Annotated in this window: 19 protein-coding genes; 2 read left to right on the top strand and 17 right to left on the bottom strand. The window is 25.6% G+C overall.

All coding sequences use genetic code 11. The annotated features are described in order from the left end of the window. The 17 genes from ACKU3H_RS02145 to trmA form a co-directional block, all read right to left on the bottom strand. Nucleotides 1–639, bottom strand: a complete 639-nt coding sequence (locus ACKU3H_RS02145; RefSeq protein ID WP_320035336.1) for a gamma-glutamyl-gamma-aminobutyrate hydrolase family protein — start codon at nt 637–639, stop codon at nt 1–3. Next, a complete protein-coding gene (locus tag ACKU3H_RS02140) occupies nt 636–2,942 on the bottom strand; it encodes a PEP-utilizing enzyme (protein WP_320035335.1) in 2,307 nt (768 codons plus the stop codon). The genes ACKU3H_RS02145 and ACKU3H_RS02140 overlap by 4 nt, the downstream gene beginning before the upstream one ends. Further along, entirely contained in the window at nt 2,939–3,742 is an 804-nt protein-coding gene (locus tag ACKU3H_RS02135) for a class I SAM-dependent methyltransferase (RefSeq protein ID WP_320035334.1), read from the bottom strand. Before ACKU3H_RS02135 ends, ACKU3H_RS02140 begins: the two co-directional genes overlap by 4 nt. Further along, nucleotides 3,726–4,415 (bottom strand): formyltransferase family protein, encoded by a 690-nt coding sequence (locus ACKU3H_RS02130; RefSeq protein ID WP_320035333.1) that lies wholly within the window; start codon nt 4,413–4,415, stop codon nt 3,726–3,728. The genes ACKU3H_RS02135 and ACKU3H_RS02130 overlap by 17 nt, the downstream gene beginning before the upstream one ends. Then, nucleotides 4,408–4,863, bottom strand: coding sequence for a hypothetical protein (locus ACKU3H_RS02125; protein ID WP_320035332.1), 456 nt, complete (start codon nt 4,861–4,863; stop codon nt 4,408–4,410). The genes ACKU3H_RS02130 and ACKU3H_RS02125 overlap by 8 nt, the downstream gene beginning before the upstream one ends. Beyond that, the gene (locus ACKU3H_RS02120) at nt 4,856–5,335 is read right to left on the bottom strand and encodes an adenylyl-sulfate kinase (protein WP_320035331.1); all 480 of its coding nucleotides are present in this window, start codon (nt 5,333–5,335) and stop codon (nt 4,856–4,858) included. The genes ACKU3H_RS02125 and ACKU3H_RS02120 overlap by 8 nt, the downstream gene beginning before the upstream one ends. 89 nt (nt 5,336–5,424) lie before the next feature. Next, nucleotides 5,425–7,122: a hypothetical protein gene (locus tag ACKU3H_RS02115; protein ID WP_320035330.1), complete on the bottom strand. Its 1,698-nt coding sequence runs from the start codon at nt 7,120–7,122 to the stop codon at nt 5,425–5,427. Further along, nucleotides 7,123–7,845, bottom strand: coding sequence for an acylneuraminate cytidylyltransferase family protein (locus ACKU3H_RS02110; protein WP_320035329.1), 723 nt, complete (start codon nt 7,843–7,845; stop codon nt 7,123–7,125). Continuing rightward, nucleotides 7,838–8,605, bottom strand: a complete 768-nt coding sequence (locus ACKU3H_RS02105; protein ID WP_320035328.1) for a class I SAM-dependent methyltransferase — start codon at nt 8,603–8,605, stop codon at nt 7,838–7,840. The genes ACKU3H_RS02110 and ACKU3H_RS02105 overlap by 8 nt, the downstream gene beginning before the upstream one ends. Beyond that, a complete protein-coding gene (locus tag ACKU3H_RS02100; protein ID WP_320035327.1) occupies nt 8,602–10,023 on the bottom strand; it encodes an aminotransferase class I/II-fold pyridoxal phosphate-dependent enzyme in 1,422 nt (473 codons plus the stop codon). The genes ACKU3H_RS02105 and ACKU3H_RS02100 overlap by 4 nt, the downstream gene beginning before the upstream one ends. Further along, complete coding sequence (locus tag ACKU3H_RS02095) at nt 10,020–10,871, bottom strand: TIM barrel protein (RefSeq protein ID WP_320035326.1); 852 nt, start codon at nt 10,869–10,871, stop codon at nt 10,020–10,022. The genes ACKU3H_RS02100 and ACKU3H_RS02095 overlap by 4 nt, the downstream gene beginning before the upstream one ends. Further along, nucleotides 10,868–11,485, bottom strand: a complete 618-nt coding sequence (locus ACKU3H_RS02090; protein ID WP_320035325.1) for a NeuD/PglB/VioB family sugar acetyltransferase — start codon at nt 11,483–11,485, stop codon at nt 10,868–10,870. Before ACKU3H_RS02090 ends, ACKU3H_RS02095 begins: the two co-directional genes overlap by 4 nt. After that, entirely contained in the window at nt 11,482–12,528 is a 1,047-nt protein-coding gene (neuB, locus tag ACKU3H_RS02085) for an N-acetylneuraminate synthase (protein ID WP_320035324.1), read from the bottom strand. The genes ACKU3H_RS02090 and neuB overlap by 4 nt, the downstream gene beginning before the upstream one ends. 28 nt (nt 12,529–12,556) lie before the next feature. Continuing rightward, nucleotides 12,557–15,790: a 6-hydroxymethylpterin diphosphokinase MptE-like protein gene (locus tag ACKU3H_RS02080; RefSeq protein WP_320035323.1), complete on the bottom strand. Its 3,234-nt coding sequence runs from the start codon at nt 15,788–15,790 to the stop codon at nt 12,557–12,559. A 115-nt stretch (nt 15,791–15,905) separates the two neighbouring features. Then, complete coding sequence (locus ACKU3H_RS02075; RefSeq protein ID WP_320035322.1) at nt 15,906–17,366, bottom strand: flagellin; 1,461 nt, start codon at nt 17,364–17,366, stop codon at nt 15,906–15,908. Nucleotides 17,367–17,659: 293 nt separating this feature from the next. Beyond that, entirely contained in the window at nt 17,660–19,120 is a 1,461-nt protein-coding gene (locus tag ACKU3H_RS02070; protein ID WP_320035321.1) for a flagellin, read from the bottom strand. A 47-nt stretch (nt 19,121–19,167) separates the two neighbouring features. Then, on the bottom strand, nt 19,168–20,289 hold the full coding sequence (gene trmA, locus ACKU3H_RS02065) for a tRNA (uridine(54)-C5)-methyltransferase TrmA (RefSeq protein WP_320035320.1): 1,122 nt from the start codon (nt 20,287–20,289) through the stop codon (nt 19,168–19,170). A gap of 140 nt (nt 20,290–20,429) precedes the next feature. Here trmA and ACKU3H_RS02060 point away from each other — a divergent pair, with 140 nt between their 5' ends. Both ACKU3H_RS02060 and ACKU3H_RS02055 read left to right on the top strand, forming a co-directional pair. Beyond that, nucleotides 20,430–21,884: a helicase-related protein gene (locus ACKU3H_RS02060; RefSeq protein WP_320035319.1), complete on the top strand. Its 1,455-nt coding sequence runs from the start codon at nt 20,430–20,432 to the stop codon at nt 21,882–21,884. Nucleotides 21,885–21,936: 52 nt separating this feature from the next. Further along, the gene (locus tag ACKU3H_RS02055) at nt 21,937–23,877 is read left to right on the top strand and encodes an ankyrin repeat domain-containing protein (protein ID WP_320035318.1); all 1,941 of its coding nucleotides are present in this window, start codon (nt 21,937–21,939) and stop codon (nt 23,875–23,877) included. The last annotated feature ends 4 nt before the right edge of the window (nt 23,878–23,881 follow it).

Here is a 23,881-nt window from a genome sequence, read left to right as displayed (position 1 = left end):
TTAATTCTTTTCCTCTGTAAAAAATTTTTTTATTATATCTAGTTCATTTTTGCAAAATGGTTTTGTTCTTTCACTATGCCACATTTGGGCAAAAATTTTATATTTTTCATGTTCAATAGCTTCAATTATACCATCATTACTTTTTGCAGATATAATTAACCCTTTTCCTAAAATATCAATTCCATATTTGTGAAAAGAATTAGTAGTTTCAATATTTTTTAAATATTTAAAATATTTGGATTCTTTATTAACAACAATTTTGTGATGACTATTAATATGATTAGGAATTAATTTTAGTTTGGAATCAAAATACTTTGCTATAATTTGCATCCCTCTACAAATACCATAAATAGGGATATTGTTATCTATTGCATATTTAATTAAATCATATTCAAATATATCTCTTTTTTGGGATAAAATACTTTGATTAAAAATATATAAATCATTTCCTCCTGTTAAAAAAATTCCATCAATCTTAAGTTCATTGAAGTAATTTTTGAAATTTACTTCTGTAGGTAAAATTATTGGTAAAAAACCACATTTTTCAATAAGTTTAGAATATTTTATGTCAAGACATTCTCTTATTTCATAATACTTATCATGTTGTATTAATCTTTGTGAAACAACGATTTTTTTCATAATATTGTCCTCATCATATGACATTTACAATCAATTTTTACAACTTTTGAATTAGAAATTTTTTTATATTCATCTTCTCCTATACCTATTACTGCAGGAATATTTAATTCTGAACAACGTATTGCCATATGAGAGTTTACTCCTCCATAACTTGTAATTAATCCACCTATTTTTTTTGTAAAAAGAAAGTCATATCCTGGATCTGCACTTTTTATACAAATAATTGCATTTTCTAATTTTTTATTAAAAATATCTTCTTCTTTAATAATGTTAGATTCTATTACATTTAGAGTGATAAAATTTGGTGAGTTCTTCGTTAATAAGAAATTATATATATCTTGTTCACAAGTAATTAAATCTGGTAATTTTATAGCTTTTGTTAATTCAAAAAAATCTTTATTTTGATTAATATTATGATTGAAAATTGTACTGACATCTTCATACCATAGAGAAGAATAGAGGTTAAGGATTTCTTTATAGTCTAAATAACATATATCATTTTTGTTAATAAAAAATTTCCCTCCTAGTTCCTCTATAAAAACTAAAATTTGACTTAGAGTTTTTGTAAAAGTAAATTTTGCAAACTCTCTTGCTTCAATAGCTTCTTTTATAAAGTCAATTAAAGATTCAGCAGATATTTTAAGACCATTATTTTTTAAATGGTAATCAATTAATAATAGTTGAGATTTATTAAAATTAAAGGTAACTTGAGTATTCTTTTCGTATCTGTACGATTCAAAATAAAAATCATATTTTTTATCATATCTATCTGACAAGATATCATATGTGCCAGGTCTTAAATGACCATATTTTTTTAAAAAATCTTTTTTAGTCATTGTTGATAAATCTTGGCTAAGATCTTTTGCTACTGTTTGTAAAGAATTTAAAAATCTATTGTATTCTTCTGATGTTATAATGTTTTGTGAAATAAAAGATTTTAGAAAGGACATAGCTATAAATCCTGCTCTAGCTAATCCTGCAAAAGGTAATGTTCCATATCTTTTACAGTATTCATTTAACCAATAAATTTTATCAATTAATTCTAAATTTGAATTAATAATATTTGAATGCTTTTTTTCTAATTTAGTGATTTTTTTTAAATCTTTTTTGTATAAAGTGAATATATTGTTAGTTAAATTAGTTAAAGAATTTTTAATATCAGCTATTTCATCTATATTGAAACCTTTTGTAAGTAAGTCATATAATTTATTATTTGTATTGAAATCTATACATGAAAATATTATTTCAAATTCTATTTTATCGTGATTATGAGGATTTTTTTCAAGTTCTTGCAAATAATAATTCACTAATTTTTTTGCTATTGTTTCATTAAGTGTTTTTGGTATAAAAGAATTAAAACTTACCCTTACATCAATATATGCTACACCTAAAAGAGATATTAATAAAGGGTGAGATCTGAGGTTTCTATATCCATAGTTATCTCTTTGGTATGCCCATGTACTATCAGTTATTAATTCTTTATATAAAGTCAATGCCAATGTTTTCGGTTTCTTCCCAATTATTTCTGCAGGATTCCAATCTGGCATAACACCAAATAAGGTTTTGTCTCCTAATAAATTTGGATGAGGAGCATTCAATTTTTTTATTTTTTTATGGAGCTTATATAGTGCTTTTTCTAATTTTTGTTTTGATATATATTTTTTATTCCCTTTCGTAATTGATCTTACTTGAAAAATATAGATTTCATATCCATCGTAAGCAAATTCAATATCTAAGAAAGAATTATTTAAGAGTATTTCTAATTCTTTAACTGCTTCAATAAGTTTATCAAGAACAATATTATTTCTTTGTATTTTTTTTGCAAATTTATATTCAATATATGTTTGAATATTTTTACCTTTACCACTTGTAACATTACTTGTATTTTCTGAAATATCATAATTTATAATATAGTAGGGACTTAAAGTGTTGATATCGCATGTAAATAAAACACCACTCAAAATGACATCTTTTAACATGGGTTGTATTAAAATTTCATTTTTATTAAGAGGTTCATCTTTATAAGAAGAAATAACTTTGTTAAGAGCATTTTTTATACTTTTATCATCATTTGTATTTATATTTAGAATAGATTCATAATATCCTGCATTTGAATTATTTTCAGTATCTTCATTTAAAGATGAAGATCGAATAATTATTTTACTTTTAAAGTGTTGCTTGATTTTTAAAACTATTAGTTCAATATTTGTATCTGCACTAAATATTAATAAGGGTAATATTTTTGATTTTGTTACTTTTTTCTCTAAGAAAAAAAGCATTTGAGCCTTTGATTTATTTATCATTTTTTCTTGACACTTAGTATTAATAAATTTGAAAATTGTTTGGGAAAGAAAGTATGTAAAAATTTATCAATTTGTTGTCCTATACAGTTTAATTTAAAACCTTCACTTCTTGCAGTAGACTCTAAAAAGTTTTCTTTTTTCATTTCTTTTGCTCTAAAAATATTGTATTTAAATAAAAATGATACATTTTTTGAATATTCAATATTGGTTATCAATAAATTGGATTTCTCAAGAATCCTTTTTGTAGTGTTTAAATCAAAATGCCATCTATGAAATTTGTTAAAGTTTTTGTTTTTATTTCTTTTCTTTGTGATTCCTTCAATTATATTATTTTCGAGAGAATCAAATCTTACTGAAAATACCAATTTCCCATTCACTTTTAATACTCGGGCTGTTTCAATAAATGCTGTTTCTATATCTTCCATTTTTTCAAGATTATGAAATAGCCCAAATGCTAAAATATAATCAAAACTACTATCTTCATATGGTAAATCTAATACATTTCCTTGAATTACATCTTCTTTATTTTCTAAAAGACACTGTATTTTTTTTACAGCAATTTTACTATATTCTATTCCTTTTATTTTGTAACCTTTATTTTTATAATGAAAAAAAACTCTTCCTGCACCACAACCTAATTCTAAAATCTTTTCATTAATTTTATAGTCATTTAAAATTTTTTCTGCTTGCTTTATTGGATAAAAGTTTAGGTTACTAAAAGAGTTTTTATCTATTCCACTATTTTCCCATCTATTGTCCCAATAGAGACTATTTTCTGTAAATCTAAAAATTTTTTTCATTTTTTAATACTTTTTCTTTTTTTATTAGAGCCAACTTTTTTAATACTGGATGAATTATATAATATTCTTTTATTTTACCTACTTGTTCTGTTGTTTTCGTCTCTGCATTAATTAAAATATCTATTAATAAGTAGCTTCTAATAAATGAATCATACAAGTAATCAAAGTCAATATCAATAATATCAAATTCCATTTGTTTTATAATCTTTCCTGCATCAATTTTTTTATCTAAAAAAAAAGCACTTGCAAAGCATTTTGATTCGTTTAACAAAGAATAATATATGGTAGTACTCCCTCTATATGAAGGTAGCTTACCTGGATGAATATGTAAAAACTTATTACAATATAAAATATGTTCTTTGACAATTTCTCCACTTTTCCCAGAAAATATAAAAAAATCTGTTTTAATTTTTTTTATTTCTTCCTTCATGTTATTTATAGAATTCTTTTTTATAATTTCTGCATTATAAAAATCTAATAAAGATTCTAATGATTCATATATATTGATATAATGATTTTTATATGAAATCTGTTTATTTAAGAATTTTGATATATCTAAATTTTTATAGTCATAAATAATAACATTTTGTAAAGAAATATTATTGTTTTTTAATGATTGCAAGTAAAAATAAGTTCTAAAATTGCAAGTGCCGATAAAAGATATATTATTCATTACATACTCTTTTAAATAGTTCTAATTCAATAGTAATTGATTTTTGAATCATAGTAATTTCAATTGGTGAAAAATCATTGATACCTAATGAAGTAAGAGTATCATTTACTTTTAAAAATGTACTAAATAAAGAAAAACAAAAATTAGTTTTTAAATAGGTTGCTAATTGAAAAGAAAATAAAGTCATGAAATTTATATTCTTTTTATAATCTTCAAAGAATGACTTTTTTACTTCAAACTTTTTTTGTAATTTATATATTTCATCAACATTTAATAATGAAATATTAGACAAAAATATTTTAAATGTATTATCTACTTTATTTTTAATTTTAAACAAAAAACTTTCACGTTGAATTATATAGTCATTTAGGAAATTATTATTTGAAACATCGCTAAATTGATATGTTGTAGGATGTTTTAAAAGATTTTGTTGTGTTATTTTATACACAAATATACTCTTTGATACTTTTTATCATGTAATTGATTTCAAAGTTGTTGTTAAAAATTATATTAGAATTAATAGGTTTTTCATAAGGTATATCAATTCCTACAACATTTGATATTTTCTTTTCTATAGCATCTTGATATATTTTTCTTCGTTTTTTTAATATAGATAATTCCACATCTAAAAATATCTCTAAATATGAGTTATATAAATATTTATTTTTATCTCTATGCTCTTGAAAAATTGACATAATTGAAACTACAACGATAAAGCCTTGTTTTTCAAATAATGCAGCTAATTTTTGAATTCTTGTAGAATTCTTTCTTCTATCTTTTGTAGAATAACCAATATCCGAACCCCAAATTTCTCGCATGTCATCTCCATCAATATGTAACATATTTGGAAATACTTTTTGAAGTTCTTTTGCTAAAGTTGTTTTCCCACTACCAGGAAGTCCAATAATCCATATCACCATTTGAAACTCATTTTGTATATTAATAATATATAAATATTATACTTAAGTTTTTTAAAAAAAAGCTTTTTCATATATTTAATAAACTTGAATTATTTTAAATCTTTTAAAAAAGAATAAAAATTATTATGAGAAGAACTAAATATATTTAAAAAATCTTTTCTTGCTTCTGTAACTTTTTTGTTATTCCACCAATTATAAGGGTTTGCAGCAATTTTATTTAAATGTATTGCCATTTTATACGAGGAGGTATGTAAAATACCAACTTCTTTTAATCTATTAAATATTGAAATATATTCTTTTTCTATAAAAGAAAAGTCTTTATCATAAAAACATATAACAGGTGCATTATGATATAACGTTTCAAAAAAAACAGTGCCTATATTACCAATAATGATTAATTTTGAAGAGTTAATATAGTGAAGATTACCATATCCTAATTCATTATTATTATCTAATATTTTACAGTTTCTAAATATTTTTGAAAATTTTTTAGATATATTACGTTTCTTACCTAAATATAAGGGGTATTCTTTATATAATATTTGTTTTTTTATTTTATGTGAAATATTTTTAAATAATTTCTTCATATTTTGATAATAGCTTTCTTGCGCATTATTATTTAAATTGTGACAAGCCAAAAAATCACTATCGAATAAATATGTATTCCCATAGCATACAAAAAGGATATCTTTCTTTTTTTTATTTTGTTTATATTTTTTTTCTGGATTTAATCTCCACATTCCAGTAGAAATTAGATTTTTTATTCTTTTGTCTTTCCATCCATATGATATATATTTATCAACCATATTATGAGCAAATAATGCATAATTATTTTTCAAATAATGTCCATGTCCATGTTCCAATGCATAGTGTAATACTCCTTGTTCTTTTGCCATAGCTAAAAGAATAGATAACTTATCATTTGCAATCCAGTTTTCGCATAATATATATTTTGCATTAGAAAAATCAATTTGATTATATGCTTCATAAATATATGAAAAAGCTTCTATATAACTTTTGGGTAATAAGTATTTTAGAGATTTAAAAAAGAATTTATCAAAATCATCTTTAAACAAAGAATGGGAAAAGTTAAGTTTTTCTCTTTTTTCTTTAGAATATGAAAAATTAGAAATATCTAATGAGGGTAAGTAAAAATATTTAGCATAATCTGAAATATTAAATTTTTCATAAGCATCTATGTGTGTATCTAAGATTGTAATTTCATTGAACTTTAATTTACTAAAATCATAAGTAGTGTTAGTATTTAATCCTTTTAAGATATCTATATTATATTCTGTATAGTTATATTTGATATTAGGATAAAATATTTTTATGTAAATAGAAAAAATTTGTTCTTGATAGAAATTACTATTGAGTAAGTTTAATAAACTATTAGGAGTATCTATTGGAATATAATACTGAGCTTCATTTATAATACTATATTTGTTTTTTTTAGGATTAAAGTTTTTAAATTTATTAAATCTAATCCATTGAGACATAATTAGTCTTAAAAAATATAAGTTAAGTGCTTTTGTCCAAAACATGTCTGAAAATTTTTTTTCATGAATTTCATTTAATTTAATTATTAAGTGACTCTTATAGTATTCATACTTTTCTAATATAAAATCAGTTTGTTCATCTAAAGTATTTTCATCTTTAATTAACTCTTCTGGAAATTCATATTTTTTCTTTTGAAAGTCTTTTTTTAAAGATTTTGAAGTTATAAAATAAGATGCTAAATTTTTATCATATTTAGTATATTCTGAAATTATAAAATTTGATTTCATTTATTGCCTTAAAAAATCAGATTTATTATCCATTAAAAAAGAGGCATATAAAAAATCTATTTTTGTATCGATATCTACAGACTTAATTTGTGACATTTCAAATGCAAATATATTATTTCTTAAAAACACACATTCTTCTTCTAAAAATTTCTCAATACTACAAATATAAATTGCTCCATTAAGTCTATAATATTTTTCAAGATCTTGACTTCTTGTTTGAAGAAATGAATTATTAAGGAAATTAGTCATATCTTTATTTCCTGGGATAGTTCCACTCCATTGAATAGGATGTTCAACTTCACATACAGATATTATAGCATCTGCATTTTTCTTACACATAAATTCAATAGCTTTGTCTATATCTATTTCATCTCTAAGTGGAGATGTAGGTTGTAAAAAAATTAAATAATCAAAGTGTTTTTTTTTAATATTTTTATAATAATTTATTGTATGATTGATTACTTGAGATCTTGTTGCATAGTCTGTAGCTAATTCTTTAGGTCTTTTAAATGGTACATTTGCACCACAGCTCTCAGATATTTGCATTATATTATCATCATCAGTAGTTACCATTACTTCATCAATATATTTGCTTTTTAATCCTGCTTCAATAGTCCATCCAATTAAAGGTTTATTATTTAATTTGAGTAAATTTTTATTTTGAAGTCTTTTACTCCCTGCTCTTGCTGGAATAATAGCTAAAAATTTTTTATTTTCATACATTTTTTTTCTCTAATTTAATGAAGCACCAAGGTGAAATTATATATTTGTTTACTTGATATCCATTTTGAATAGTTGTCAGGTCAAATGGTCTTTCACTCTTTTCGTAATTTGATTTACCAATATTTTTGGGATCAAAATTTGTATCTGGAATAATTTGAATTTTCAATGAATACTTTTCTGCTAGTTTATTAAAATAAGTTTTTGAATAAATATTAAAAAAATGAAAATTAATAGGTTCTCCTACTTCATTATACTCTTCTTCTTCCCTTATTTGTTTAATTCTAAAGGAACTATCTCCTACAAGTGTTCTAATTATAATAGTTTTTTTTGTTACTCTAACTAATTCAGCTAATGCTTTATCTATTTCAGGTAAATGTAAAAGAACATTGTTACATATAGTGATGTTAGAATATTCATCCTCTATATTTAATTCATAAATATCTGAGATAGAAAATTCTTTTTTTCTACAAGTATTTAAGTTAAAATTACTATATGCTTTATTTGCAAGTTTAATGTAGTAGTTTGTTGCATCAACTCCATGATAATTAAAAGGTTTTTTTAGTATGTTATCTAAAGATTTTAAATAATGTCCAGCGCCACAGCCTACATCCAATATTAAATCATCTTTTGATATAATTTCTTGTAGTAGATGTGCTAAAGATTTACTACTTTCCATTTCATTTTTTTCACCTGTTATTCGTGCATGGAAGTTATCACCATATTCTGGCATATTATCCCAAACTTTCCAATTATCATTCATCTTATTTCCTTTTCGATACTCTGAATAATCTTTTTAATTTTTTGTAAACTTTTTAGACTTTCATAAGTTGGCAAGTTTAACCCTAGCTTAGATAGTTTATGTGTAATGGGAGTTTTGTTTTTACAATAAGGCTTATATATTTTCATATCACTAAGTGGATAAAAAAATGGCCTTGCATCCATTCCTTTTTCTTTTAATTTTAATATATAGTTATTTTTATCTATATCTTCTTTTATCAATATACTTACAAGCCACGTAATTTTCTTTCTCCCTTCAATATCTTTTTGAAATACAAAATTATTTTTATCTAAAATTTTTTTATAATTATCTTCATATTTTTTTCTATTTTTATGTATCTCTTCTATTCTTTCAAGCTGAGCTAATCCAATTGCAGCTTGAAGATTTGTCATACGATAATTATAACCTACTATATGATGCCAGTATTTTTTAGTTTTGCTCATCCCATGATCTCGTAATAATCTTATTCTTTTATCGAGAAGTTTATTGTTAGTTATACACATACCCCCTTCTCCTGTAGTAATTACTTTATTACCAAAAAAAGAAAAACAACCTATATCTCCAAAGCTGCCAACTTTTTTATTATTGTATAATGCTCCATGGGCTTCTGCACAATCTTCAATAACTTTTAAATTATATTTTTTAGCTATATTCATAATATTTTTCATATCACACGCTTGTCCATAAATATGTACAGGTATTATTGCTTTTGTCTTAATTGTTATAGCTTTTTCTATTTCTTTTGGATCAATACACCAACTATCTTCCTCAACATCTACAATAACTGGGGTTGCATTTGCGTGTAGCACTGCATTTATTGTGGCAGCAAAAGTAAGGTCCGGAACTATTACTTCATCATCTTTCCCTATATTAAGAGCAATAAGAGCTAGATGTAGTGCAGCTGTACCATTAGAAACAGCGATACCATATTTGCAATTACAATAAGACGAAAATGATTCTTCAAAACGATTTATATAATGACCATTGCTTGATATCCATGTGCTTAAAAATGCATCAGTAAGATATTTAAATTCATTCCCGTTTAAATTAGGTATCGCAATTGGAAAATATATATCCTGTTTATACTCAAAATAATCAATTACATTCATTTGATTATTTACTAACGGAATAATTTTTATTTTATTATTTATTTTATTTTTTAAAGTATCATAATCATCAGTTATTAAAGCAAAAGAAAAACTTTTTGAAATAATATTTTGTACTTTTTCTTGTAGTCCTATGTCTCTTAATAAGGCTCTTCTTATATCACCATCAGTTATTGTCCCACAAAGTTTATTTTGATCATCTATTATGAAAGCTATTCCCATTGCATTTCTATTAATTATTTTCATTGCTTCTATAAGACTATTATTTTTATTACATAACATTTTTTCTATCATTGTATAACTTCTTGTAATATATTATATGCATCTTTAATAGTATGGAGTTTATCATATATTTCTAAAGTAAAAGTTTTATTTTTTAAGTTTTGCTTTTTTAATAGTTTCATAAGTTCAGAATTTTTTTTTATAGTATAGTTCAAATCATGTAGAGAATCATTGTCACTAATATGTATATAGTCAGACGATTGTAACAATTTTTTTAACTCAAATTCAAAATTTAATTCTAAAGTTCTAGTGCTAACTTTTAAATGGGCAATATCAAGGAGTAAATTAAAATCTATCAAACTTTTCAGTTCTTCATAATCATTTAAGCTCGTAAGCATAAAAATATTTTCTTTATTAAAGGTTTTATAATTTGTATATGAAAAAACATTATTTTCTATATAAAGATTTAAGTTATTAGTATTTTTTTCTAGTTTTTTGTAGCTATCACAAAATCTTTTTATTGCTTTATCTTTATCAAAAATATTTTCTTTAGATATCTTCTTACCTATATCTTTTACTTTAATATTAATAAAAAAACCAGCATGAAAACCAAATTTTTGTGCACCCAGTCTTTTTGACAAATTGATAGATTTTAATAAATGGTTAAAAGATTTTTGATATATCTCATCATTTAATGATGCAAGATTTAATACAAAATGCTCTTTTGGCGGAGGGAAATAGTTATGACAAATAAAATTTAAATCATATTTTTCTTTTAGTTCTAATAAATCATTTTCAAAACTATCATAATATTCTGTTCCACCAGATAATTCAATATTTTTGAAACCATTTTGTGCTAACTCTTCTACTGAGTTTTTGATTTTTTTATGTTTTACACAGGATGATGATACATAGATCATTTAATTTTCTTTACAGGGGTTCCAACATATGTACCTGGTTCTAAAATATCTTTTACAATAGTTGAACCTGCTCCAATAATTACATTATTACAAACAGAAATTTTATCAATGATAGTTGAACCTGCTCCAATAAAACAATTGTCTCCTATTGTAACACTTCCGCAAATTTTTGTACCTATTGAAATATGATTATGATTACCTATTTTTACATTATGTTCTAAAATAGAAGATGTATTTATAATATTGTTATTACCAATCTCTACATAGGAATTAATATATACATTTGCAAATATTTGATTTGCAATTCCCATTTTAATGTTTTTTTCTCGATATGTAGAAAAATGAATAATGTTTTCTTTTAAAAGAATATTTTCGAATAAATAAAAATATTCTTGTCTTCTTTTATTATCTCCAATTGATAAAAATACATTATGTGTTAAATTGTTTATATTTGTTGTTGTACCTACTACTTTTATTTCATGGATATATTCTTCAATTTTGTCATTATAGTTGTCATCAAAGATTAGAAGCATATCTTTATTAAAATATTGTCTTAGAATATTAATAGATGACTTTGTATGGCTTCCTGCTCCAATAATTGCTATAGTTTTCATATATATATAATCTCATTCTTTTTATAGTTTTTCATTGCTTGTTTTCCTATGATATCTTTCCAATATATAGGAGAAATTCCTTTTCCTCCTGTTCTTTTAGCAATAATATTATTTTCGTTAAAAATAACACCTTTTTTAATATCCATATTTGCAACTAAACATTTTTGAAGAGATGCCCTTGTTTTTATTTCATTTAAATTAGGTTTTTTAATATCACTTCCCATAAAAGAATCTACTTTATGAACTAATTGTATAAATTCAAATAATTCTTCGGGAGTTAAAGATGCTTGGTGATCTGGTCCAGATAAAGATTTATTAAGAGTAAAATGTTTTTCAATAACTTTTGCTCCCATAGGAATAGCAAAAGTAGCTGCCCCTATTCCAGTAGTATGATCACTGTATCCTATTAATATATCAAAATTATTTTTAAAAGTATTTATTACTGATAAATTGGCTTCTTCATCTTTAATTGGATAATTTGCAGTACATTGTAATAATACTACATCTTTATTAAATTCATAGATAGTTTCAAGTGCCATTTGAATTTCTGATAAATAAGACATTCCTGTAGAAAGGAATATAGGTTTACCTTTTTTTGCAACTTTTTTTAAAAAAGGTAAATTAGTTGTATCAGTAGAAGCAATTTTATAAGCTGGTAAATCTAATTCATCAGTTTCATTTAGACTAGTTTCATCAAATGGAGTTGTCAAGAATATAATATCTTTTTCTTGGGCATATTTTTTCAATTCGAGGTTTTGTTGTTTGGTTATTTCTAATTTTTTTAGCATTTCTTTTTGAGATTCATTTATATCTGTAGTATTTTGCTGATAAGGTGCTTTTTTAACATCATCAAGTATTAAATGTTCTGTTTTAAAAGTTTGAAACTTGACTGCATCAGCTCCAGCACTACTAGCAAGGTCTATTAGTTCTTTTGCAATATTTATATTTCCATTATGATTAACACCTGCTTCAGCAATTACAAAGGTTTTTGATTTTAATGAAATTTCTTTATCTTGTATTTTTAATATTTTATTAAAAACCATTTATATTTATCCTCTTTTTTGATAGTACTTAATTAATATTAGAATGATTATTTATGTAATAATTATTTATCTGAAATAATTTTTCTTTTAAATTAGAATAGTCTAAGATAAGTTTTATGTTTTCAAAATAATAAAAATCATAAAAATCAACATCTTCTTTAATACTAACATCTTTTTTTACAAATTGGAACAATTTATTTGTATACGCAATTTTAGGATTAAATTTAAAGTTTATTATTTCTTCTTCTGTGAATTCAAATAAAGGATTTTTAAAACCAAACCAACTTCTATTATTATTATAATCTATCCAAGATTTATTATTATCTTCAGAATTGAAAGTTAATGGAAAAATATTTTTACATCTTGATAAGATAGTTGAATAAATATTATTTATATCCTGAGAATCTAATGAAAATTTAATAAAAATTTCTATTTCTTTTATAACATCATTTAAATTATCTGGGATTATAAAATTAATTCTTTCTCTTTGATTACTAAAAGTATCTAATATTAATGGTTTGATTTCTTCATTTAAATAAAAAATTTTAAATTGGATATTTGAGAATTTAATTATTAAATCTTTAATAAATGACACAAAATCTTTATTTAGTAAATTGTCTTTTGTTACAAATAAACCTATACTATCTTTTAAATATAAGTTGTTATCTATTTCATTTAAATAGTGATAATAATACAAATTATTCATAAATACTGTATATTTTTTATTAGGTACATTATTATTCTGTATTTTCTCTCTTAATGACATATCTTTATTTAAGAGTTCTTTTAATTGTTTATTTTTTAAATAAAATTTCTCTAAAAAACTTATACAATAAATTTTACTATGTTTATGAAGTAATGTATTATTTATATCTTTCAAACTCGAAGTTTTATTCAAGTCTATATAAACTTCAATTTCACTAGCTATTGATTCAAGGTTTCTTGGTATTATAAACTCTATTTTATTTTTTATGTTTTTAAATATTTGTTGAGCTTTATTTTTTTGATACTCAAAAAGATAAAATATTTTTAGTCTACAATCATAGGTATTAACTATATTAGTAATATATTCTATTAAGTTTTTATTTTCTAGGTTTTCATTAATTGCAAACATGCCAATTGCATTTTCACTTGATATTTTTGAATCTTTTAATGGTGCTGTTTCTGAAAGTTCTTTGAAGATAGGTTCACAATATAAGGTTTTATCTATTTTATATTCTTTTATCTGTTTATTTAATTTTTTTGTTAATTGTGAAGATTCATCTTTTGAATATAAAACAGAGATTAGATAAGTATCAACTATTTTATTGAACTGTATTTTTAAAACTTTATTTAATTCATAAATAAAAGATAAATTCTTTTTTTCTGTATTTACATTAAATAAGTGAAATATAAAAGGTATAACATGTTGAGAATAATTAGTTAATACTGATTTTAAATCGGAATCTTTATTTTCATTGAAAAGTAATGTTTGCAATGTAATAATTAAATTATTTTGATAGTCTCCAAATTTTGTGTAGTTTTTTATTTTAAAAAAACTTTCTAATGCTTTTTTCATTTTCTTTGCATTACTTATTTTGAGATTTTTATTTTCCATATCTTCTGTAGAGTAGTTAACAGTAGATATTTTATTTAAGTCATTTATGATAACAGTTGAATCTATTTTCTTATCTTCTAAACTATTGATTTGTATATTTTCTATTTTAAGAGGTATAGTATCTAGTAGATATGCTCCATTTGATAAATTGTATATCTCTACATCTGCTTGTTTAAATTGCTCTGTAAAATAACTAAATGAGTCAATATTTGTTTTAAATGATGGTGTAGTTTTTACCGTATCTACAAAGTTTCCTTTTACTCTAATAGTATTTTTTCTATATGAATAATTTTCTTCAGATGAATCCTCTTCATCTTTTAAATTTGCAAAGGCATTTGCTCCACTATGCCCTTCAATATGTGTTTCTCCTGTTTGTGTATCAAAAGCTAAATCAAGCCCTATTAGATAAACTTTTTTTGCACCAAGTATAAGAAGTAGGGCATAAGTTAGTTCCCCAATACTTGGGCTAGTAAGAGTTCCAAATCCTTTTTTTAGATCAAACATTGCTTGGAAAATATAGATATTTTCTTTTCTAAAACTATTCATTAGCTTTGTATTTACATGAGATGAAAAAATAAATATAGTATTTTTGAAAAAATTAATATCTTCTATTTTTTCTAAGGTATTCAAAACAGCATGATTTTGTTCATCATATTGAGTTACTATATCAGGTTTTATATTGTGTTTTTCAAGTAAAGGAAGGGTTGCATAGATTGTTACAATAGTAAATTTATTTTGATTTTTCTTTACAAACTCAATATTTTTTTGCAGTGATGGACCTGCTGCTAGGTATAAAATAGGTTTTTTTGTAAAATCTAGATTATGTATTCTTGAAATATCTAATAATTTGTATTCTTCCATAATATAAGAGTGTGTTCTGTAAAGACTTAAAAATGTTCTATTATATGGGTATGTATAAAAATCCTGTGATACTAGTTTATTTTGAATAGTTTTTATATAAAAAGAAAAATTATTTGACAATTGGAAAAACTTAAAATAGTGATTAAAAACAAAACTTTCATTATAAAATTGATCAAAGCTATTCCTAAAGTTAAGTTCATCTTCTGCTATACTCAAAATAAGATTTGCTTCTTGTGCTAATTTTGCATAATTAGTAACAAACAATGAAAGTTTAAATAGTTCTAAATTAGGCTCAACGATTAGATAAGTTTTTGATTTTAATTTTTCATGAATCAAAGGTATATGTAAACCTAAACCAATACCAAAAATTATAAATTTATGTATACTGTTTAAATCTTCAGTTTGAGGTAAATTTTTATTTACAAAATTTATAATTGGTGCATCACCTGTTGTATATTCCCAAAGAAGTCCTTTTTCTAAAGCTATTTCTGAATCTTCATATTTATAATCATAAAATGCTTTAAAAGAGTTTTCCTTTGCTAATGTATTTATATTATTGTTAAGTAGTTCTTTACTTAATTCAGTTGAATTTTTACCATAAAATAATTGATTTGTTGAAAGGTTTATAATATCAAAATAACCATTTATAAAGTGCAAATCATAATTTGCTTTTAGCTCTCCTAAATCTATTGCAGTATCAAGTAAAGTGATTTTTTCAAAAAGTTGAGGATTATTTTGTTCTAAATATTTAATATTATCATTATAAGTATTTATTGCAAAATTTTGAGCTTCTTCTTCTGTCATATAGATTGATTCCTTGAGCTTTGTAAAGCATTTAATAAAGAAGATTCTACATAAAATACTCTTTATTAAATGTTAAAAATAGCAACCCAGAGGGTTACTATTTTATTGATTATTACTATTGTAATAATTTTAATACGTTTTGTTGAACTGTATTAGCTTGAGAAATTGCATAAGAACCAGCTTGTGCAATAATATTTTGTCTATTAAAGTTCGCAGACTCTTTTGCGTAGTCAACATCTCTAATAATAGATTCTGCTGCACTAACATTTGTTGATTGAGTCATTAAGTTTCTAACGGCTGATTCAACTTGTGTTTGAGTAGAACCTACGTCTGCTCTATATGCATTCAGAGTAGTAATAGCACTATCAACTACACCTTGGTATTGTGCTGCTTTATCAGCAGTTAATTCACCAGCAGATAAATTACCTAAAGATTGTAAAGATTGACCACCCATAAGTGCACCACTAGCTGCACCAGTTGTAGTGATTTTTAATTGGTTATTTGGTGTTGCAGATGTAGAATCATCACCGTTAAGTTTAATATCTTCTGTATTATTAATAACCATGTTACTAACTTCACCAGTTACTGTTAATTCACCACCAGCTGGATTCCCCGCAATTTCAATTTGCATAGAACCAATTTTGCCAAGGTCTTTCATAGTAAAATCAGCCCCATTTATTATAGTAAATTGGTTTTTATCTTTGTCATAAGTGATATCTGAAGAAGTAAACCCTGTTTCATTATCGTTAATTTTATCTCTGATTAATTGAGTAGTTTTGTCATCAAAAATCACATTTAAATTAGCATTTGTACCTGAGTCTGCAATTTTATCAATTTTATCAGCACTAATATTGATAATACCTATAGCAGATTGCGTTGGAGACGAACCAGTAGTTTGTGCTTCAATTGTAAAAGATGCAATATCAGCTGTATCAATTTTACCATCACCACTTGTATCAGCACCTTTGTTTGTACTAATAATTAAAGAAGAACCATCATCTACAAGGTTATTTTGGTTTGTAGCTCCAGAAGTTTGGATTAACTGTTCTGCCCCACCACCAAGACCAATAGTGTTTGATTTGATTGATTCAGTTGAAATAATATCTTGACTACCTTCACCAATTTGGAAAGATAAAGCTTCAGAACCATTTGTACTACCATCAGATTGTAATAGTGTTGTACCATTATAGTTTGTTTGCTCAGCAATGTTATTTAATTGCTCTAAAAGTTTACCAATATCTTTTCTAATAGATTCTCTACCATCAGCAGAAGTAGTAGAAGTATTAGCTTGGATTAGTTTAGCTTTAATAGTATCAAGAATATTTGATTGCTCAGCCATTGATTTATCTGCAATTTGTAATAAAGATACAGCAGAGTTACCATTATCTATACCTTGGTTGATAGATGTAGCTTGCGTTCTTAATTTATCTGCAATAGCAAGACCAGATGCATCATCTGACGCTTTGTTGATTCTTAAACCTGAACTTAATTTTTCTAATGAGCTTTTTAAAGCATTGTTTGTGTTAGTTGCCGACTCTTGAGCGTTAAGAGACGATACGTTTGTATTAATTCTCATAATAAATCCTTTCAATATTATGACACATTGTAAATGTAAAATTTACAGCCGGAAACATTCTTGTTAGACCAAGCATAGAGCTTTTAACTCTTCGGAAGCCATTGCTCCCTATGTTTATAATGAAATTATGACACACCAATTCTTAAAATTAGTTTAAATTGGTGTTTATTTTGAAATATTTGAAAGTTTTAAATTATCCCTTAAATGGAGAAGAAAAATTAGTGTATTTAAAGTTGTATTGAAAGAAGAATAAGATAGAAACCCAAGGGCTACTATCTTATCAGATACTATTACTATTGTAATAGTTTTAATACATTTTGCTGAACATTATTAGCTTGAGAAATAGCATAAGATCCAGCTTGTGAGATAATATTTTGTTTATTAAAGTTTGCAGATTCTTTTGCATAATCTACATCTCTAATAATAGATTCTGCTGCTGTTACATTTGTTGATTGAGTCATTAAGTTTCTAACGGCTGATTCAACTTGTGTTTGAGTAGAACCTATGTCAGCTCTATATGAGTTTAGTACAGAAATTGCATTATCAATTACACCTTGGTATTGAGCAGCTTTATCTGCTGTTAGTTCCCCTGTACCTAACTTAGTTAAAGATGCTAAAGCTTGACCACCCATAAGTGCACCACTAGCTGCACCAGTTGTAGTGATTTTTAGTTGGTTATTTGGTGTTGGAGATGTCGAAGGGTCTCCATTTAGCTGAATATCATCTGTGTTATGAATAACCATATTATTAACTTCACCAGTTACTGTTAATTGGCCACCAGCTGGATTCCCTACAATTTCAACTTGCATAGAACCAATTTTGCCAAGGTCTTTCATAGTAAAACCAGCCCCATCTATTATAGTAAATTGGTTTTTATCTTTGTCATAAGTGATGTCAGCAGAAGTAAACCCTGTTTCATTTTCATTGATTTTATCTCTAATTAATTGAGTAGTTTTATTATCAAAGATTACATTTAAATCAGCACCTGTACCTGAATCTGCAAGTTTATCAATCTTGTCGGCACTAATATTAATAATACCTACAGCAGCAGGGCTTGGAGAAGAACCTGTATCTTGACCCTCAATTGTAAATGATGCAACATCTGAAGTATCTATTTTACCATCATTATTTGTATCAGCACCTTTGTTTGTATTAATAATTATAGCTGTACCATCATCTACAAGGTTATTTTGGTTTGTAGAACCAGAAGTTTGGATTATCTTTTCAGAACCACCACCAAGACCTATTGTATTAGCTTTAATTGATTCTGTTGATATAAGATCTTCACTACTTTCTCCAATTTGAAAATATAGAGCTTCAGAACCATTTGTGCTACCATCAGCTTGAAGTAAGCTACTACTATTGTAATTAGTTTGTTGAGCAATATTATCTAATTGCTCTAAAAGTTTACCAATATCTTTTCTAATAGATTCTCTACCATCAGCAGAAGTAGTAGAAGTATTAGCTTGGATTAGTTTAGCTTTAATAGTATCAAGAATATTTGATTGCTCAGCCATTGATTTATCTGCAATTTGTAAAAGTGCAACAGCAGAGTTACCATTGTCTATCCCTTGGTTGATAGATGTAGCTTGTGTTCTTAGCTTATCTGCAATAGCAAGACCAGATGCATCATCTGATGCCTTATTGATTCTTAAACCTGAACTTAATTTTTCTAAAGAGGTTTTTAAAGCGTTATTTGTATTTGCTGCAGCTTCTTGTGCAGAAAGAGAAGAAACGTTAGTATTTATTCTCATGCTTGTTCCTTTTAATTGAATATCTTATAATATTATCTAAGCTAACTTTAAATTTTGTTTAAGAAAAGGCCAGATTCTATATGTTCTGTGTATGCAAACTGATCAAAAAGTGCGAAATTTGTTATTTTATGGGTTTTAGTTAATTCTTCTAAATCTCTATGTAAAGTTTCAGGGTTACATGATATATAAATTATTTGATCAAAATTTTTTACTAAATTTCTTGTTGTATCATCAAGTCCAGCCCTTGGAGGATCTACAAAAATTGTATCAAAGTTGTAGCTTTTTAAATCCACATCTTTTAATCTTCTAAATTCTCTTTTTTCTTCTAATGCTTCAACAAAATCTTCCGCACTCATACGGATAAAATCTATATTTTCTATATTATTTAATTCACAATTCTTAAGAGCTGATTTTATAGAGGTTTTTGAAATCTCTGTTGCTAATACTTTATTGAATTTTAGACTTAAAGGTATAGTAAAATTTCCACCTCCACAGTATAATTCACAAAGGTCATTTTTACTTTTTTGTAATTTGTCTAAAACCCATTCAATCATTTGTACATTAACTGCACTGTTAGGCTGTGTAAAGCCTCCTTCTTGGTATAAGAAGTTGAAATCTTTATTTGAGATATTTAGGGTTTCATTTATAAATTCATCACTGATGATTACTTTTTGTCCTCTGCTTCTTCCTATGATTTTTATATTTAATTTTTCTTCTATATCTTTTGCTTTTTCTTCCCAAACTTTATCAAGTTTTTTATGATAAATAAGTGTTACAAGCATATCATTTGTTGTAGAGTTTAAAAACTCTACAGCATATAGTTTAAATCTGAGTATTTCATCTTCTTGTAAAATCACTAATAATTTATCCATAATCTCTTGAATATGTTTTGTTACAATTTGACAAGAATCTATCTCAACTGAACTTTTTTCAAAGCTTGTCATGGCATAAGATATTGTTGGATTATCATTTTTATCAAAGTTTTTCCAGATTCTAAATTCTGCTCGATTTCTAAAGTTTTGCTCTTTGCTTTTTATAATATCAAAGTCAAAATTACCTAAATCAGAGAATCTTTCTTTTTCCCTTGAGATTTTATAATCTAATTGTTCCTCATAATTTTTATCAAATAAAGTACAGCTTCCACAAATACCAAAATATTTACATTCCATAAAAAGTCCTAATTAATATACGATTTAATCTAATATTATATTCTATTTACTATAATACCTTTATGAATGAAACTTTCCAACAACAGCTGCAGTCTTTATTACACTGCGATTTAAAATCACTTTTTCCACTAGCTAGAAGTATGAATAGAAAATTAAAATTTTTCGTAGGACCTACAAATTCCGGAAAAACTTACAACGCGATGAGTGAATTAAAAAACTCAAATAGTGGATTATATTTAGCTCCTTTGAGGCTTCTTGCCCTAGAGGGATATGAGGATTTAAAAGAAAACAATATTGATGCTACTTTAATAACAGGTGAAGAGCAAATTATCCATGATGAGGCAGCCCATGTTTGTTCAACTATTGAGATGCTTGATTTTAATTTGGATGTGGATTTAGCAGTTATAGATGAAGTTCAAATGTTAGAAGATGAAGATAGAGGTTGGGCTTGGGTAAATGCAATAATTGGTGTTCCAGCTAAAACAGTTATTATGACAGGAAGTGTAAATGCACTTGATGCTGTAAAGAAGATTGCTCAATATTTAGGCGAAGAGTTAGAAGTAGTTAAACATAAAAGAAAAACTCCATTAAAAACTATGGCTAGGCATACCTCTTTAGAAAATCTTGAAGAGGGTACAGCTCTTATAGCTTTTTCTAGGTCAGATGTTTTAAAGTTAAAACAAAGACTTCAAAAAAAATACAAAGTATCAGTTATCTATGGAAACTTATCTCCTGAAGTTAGACGTGATGAAGCAAGAAGATTTAGGGAAAAGCAAAGTGATATCCTAATTGCAACAGATGCAATTGCAATGGGACTTAATCTTCCTATTAAAAATCTACTTTTTACAACAGATACAAAGTTTGATGGTAAAAGCAGAAGAAAGCTAAGTGTTAATGAAATTGTACAAATTGCAGGACGTGCGGGAAGATATGGACACCATCAGGTGGGGTTTTTAGGGGCAACCAGAAGAGATGTCTTAAATTATATTAAAGAGGAGTTTGAACAACCAATTCGAACAATCAAACCTCCATATAGTGTAAAAATGAGCAACGATCAATTATTAGATTTGGCAAGACACATTAAAACAAATTCTATAACAAAAATTTTGAGTTATTTTAATAAAAATATGAAGTTTGATGGACCTTTTAAAGCTGCAAATATATCTTCTATGATAGAAGCTTCTAGTCTTGTAGATAAAAGAGATAAACTAAGTTTAGAAGAAAAATATCTTTTATCTCAGGCACCTATTACTATGAAATCAACTATTATTTTACAAGCCTTTGAAGCTTATGTAGCTGCAATAATAAAAAAAAGAGTATGTAGATATAAACCATCTATTACTTTACCTAAAAAAGCTGTAACGCAAAAAGATTTATTATTGGTTGAAGATGAAGTAAAAAAGATATCTTTATATTTATGGTTATCCTATAAATTCCCTGAAATATTCCCAGATTATAACAAAGCTGTTATTTTGAGAAATAGTTTCAATTCCTTTATAGAAAGGTCATTAAAGTTAAATTTAAAACTAGAAAGACCTAAACATAAACCTGATAATTATTTTAATGCAAAAAGAAGAAGGCGAAGAAGAGATTAATTAACATTTTTTTTGGTATAATCTTAGAATTGACTAGTTTTAGGGGTTTTTGATGTTAGGCATATTCAAAAGTGATGGAGCTGAAATGCTTCAAAAAGAGCTATTGAAAAATTATATAGATGAAAAAAAAATTCAAGCTCTTATTGACAGCGGAGTAAATATAAATAGAAAAGATGCAAAAGGTAGAACTCTTCTATTTGATTTAGCTGCAAAAAGAAGAATAGAATCCATTAAAATACTCATCAAAAACGGCATTAATATAAATGCTGAAGATAACTACGGAAAAACTGTTTTAACTGAGGCTGTTGATAAAATCGATGGTATGATGATTAGATTTTTATTGGAGAATGGTGCTTCAATAAATCATATAAACTCATCGGGTAGAACAGTTATGCATGATGCGGCTCTTGAAGAAAATGAAAAAGTTTTCAAAATACTAATGACCCAAAATCCAGATTTATCAATTACTGACCATTATGGAAGAACAGTACTTTTTGATGCTGTTGAGGGTGGTAATTTAGAGATTATTAAAGAGATAATAAATAACATAGATGATATTAATGTTGTTGATAATAATGGGCAATCAGCCTTGTTTTATGCTGTATTAAAAGAAGATCCAGATGTAGCAAAGTTTTTAATCTCAAATGGTATTGATGTAAATATATTAGATAAAAAAAGACAAAATGTTTTATTTAATGCGGTTGTTTTAGGGGCACAAAATCTAAGTATAATAGAGATTTTACTTGATAGAGGTGTAAAGCTAAATATAAAAGATTATGCAGAAAAAACTTTATTGGATGAGATATTAAAGATATTAGCAATTGTAAAAAATCCAGATGCAAAAGTAGATGGGAAATATAAATTAGTAAGAGAAGAGAGGAACTATTTAAAACTTACAGGAATTTTAATCGATTTAGGTCTAGCAATAGATAGAGTTGATGAAAATGGCAAAACTGTACTTTATAAAGAGGTTGAAAGGGAAAATTACGACACAATTGATTTTCTTATAGCTTCTGGTGCAGATATTAATGCCCAAGATAAAGAGGGAAAAACAGTACTTTTTGATGCGGTTTTAAAAGGTTCTCAAAATATGAATATGATTGACCACCTAATCTCTCATGGTGCAGATATTGATCATAGAGATTATACTGAAAGAACAGTGATTGATGATTTAGTTGAAGCTGTACTTATAACAAGAAATAATAAAAAGCCTAGTTCACGAAGATTTTTCGAGATGAATGAACTTGAAAATTATATTCCAATGCTTAAAAAGATGCTTTTATTTAAACCTAGAATCAATGATCCAAGAGCAGATGGAAAAACAATAATTTTTGATGCAGTGATTGAAAATAATTTGGAATTGATAAAAGTACTTGTAAATGCAGGGGCTGATTTAAATATTATTGACAATGATAATAATACCCCTTTGTCTTATATGGTTGATAAAGGTTTAGAGATAACAAATCAAAAAGAGAAAGATAGCTTTTTAGAAAGATTAGTATTTATACTTAAATATAGAGTTGATGTAAATACTATTGATAATGATGGACGAACAGTTATCCATAAAGCTGTTCTTGCAAATAATATTGATGTTGTAGAAAAACTTCTAACAAAAAAAGTTGATCTAAATATTAAAGATAAGCAAGGAAGAACTGCTTTACATCACACCCAATGGAAAGGTAATTATAAAATTGCTAGATTATTAATTTCAGCTGGTGCAGATATAAATGAACCAGATTATGCAGGATTTAGTATTTTAAATTATGCAGCAATTTTAGGACATACAAAACTTGTTGTTGTTTTAATTCTTTCAGGTGTATTGATGTATAACCATAGAAAAAAGAGTAAATCTGTAGCAAAATTCTTTAAAGAAAGAGAAGGTAATTTAGAAAAATTATTACATGCAAATATCACAGATGAGAAAATGAGAAGAGCTATAGAAGAGGTTATTGAAAACCTTAAAAAAGAGATAAATGAGGCATTGGAGAGTTAAATTT

Source organism: Halarcobacter sp., from assembly GCF_963675975.1.
In the GTDB taxonomy this organism is placed as follows: Bacteria; Campylobacterota; Campylobacteria; order Campylobacterales; family Arcobacteraceae; genus Halarcobacter.
Note: the sequence above shows the minus strand (reverse complement) of the source record. Positions and strands in the feature narration are given on the sequence as shown.

Coding starts and splice junctions, on each gene's coding strand:
- ACKU3H_RS02140 (WP_320035335.1), bottom strand. CDS start 2,942: ATGATAAATAAATCAAAGGCTCAAATGCTTTTTTTCTTAGAGAAAAAA.
- ACKU3H_RS02095 (WP_320035326.1), bottom strand. CDS start 10,871: ATGATCTATGTATCATCATCCTGTGTAAAACATAAAAAAATCAAAAAC.
- ACKU3H_RS02055 (WP_320035318.1), top strand. CDS start 21,937: ATGTTAGGCATATTCAAAAGTGATGGAGCTGAAATGCTTCAAAAAGAG.
- ACKU3H_RS02090 (WP_320035325.1), bottom strand. CDS start 11,485: ATGAAAACTATAGCAATTATTGGAGCAGGAAGCCATACAAAGTCATCT.
- ACKU3H_RS02075 (WP_320035322.1), bottom strand. CDS start 17,366: ATGAGAATTAATACAAACGTATCGTCTCTTAACGCTCAAGAGTCGGCA.
- ACKU3H_RS02120 (WP_320035331.1), bottom strand. CDS start 5,335: ATGGTGATATGGATTATTGGACTTCCTGGTAGTGGGAAAACAACTTTA.
- ACKU3H_RS02070 (WP_320035321.1), bottom strand. CDS start 19,120: ATGAGAATAAATACTAACGTTTCTTCTCTTTCTGCACAAGAAGCTGCA.
- ACKU3H_RS02100 (WP_320035327.1), bottom strand. CDS start 10,023: ATGATAGAAAAAATGTTATGTAATAAAAATAATAGTCTTATAGAAGCA.
- ACKU3H_RS02130 (WP_320035333.1), bottom strand. CDS start 4,415: ATGAATAATATATCTTTTATCGGCACTTGCAATTTTAGAACTTATTTT.
- ACKU3H_RS02110 (WP_320035329.1), bottom strand. CDS start 7,845: ATGTATGAAAATAAAAAATTTTTAGCTATTATTCCAGCAAGAGCAGGG.
- trmA (WP_320035320.1), bottom strand. CDS start 20,289: ATGGAATGTAAATATTTTGGTATTTGTGGAAGCTGTACTTTATTTGAT.
- ACKU3H_RS02060 (WP_320035319.1), top strand. CDS start 20,430: ATGAATAGAAAATTAAAATTTTTCGTAGGACCTACAAATTCCGGAAAA.
- ACKU3H_RS02105 (WP_320035328.1), bottom strand. CDS start 8,605: ATGAATGATAATTGGAAAGTTTGGGATAATATGCCAGAATATGGTGAT.
- neuB (WP_320035324.1), bottom strand. CDS start 12,528: ATGGTTTTTAATAAAATATTAAAAATACAAGATAAAGAAATTTCATTA.
- ACKU3H_RS02145 (WP_320035336.1), bottom strand. CDS start 639: ATGAAAAAAATCGTTGTTTCACAAAGATTAATACAACATGATAAGTAT.
- ACKU3H_RS02135 (WP_320035334.1), bottom strand. CDS start 3,742: ATGAAAAAAATTTTTAGATTTACAGAAAATAGTCTCTATTGGGACAAT.
- ACKU3H_RS02080 (WP_320035323.1), bottom strand. CDS start 15,790: ATGACAGAAGAAGAAGCTCAAAATTTTGCAATAAATACTTATAATGAT.
- ACKU3H_RS02115 (WP_320035330.1), bottom strand. CDS start 7,122: ATGAAATCAAATTTTATAATTTCAGAATATACTAAATATGATAAAAAT.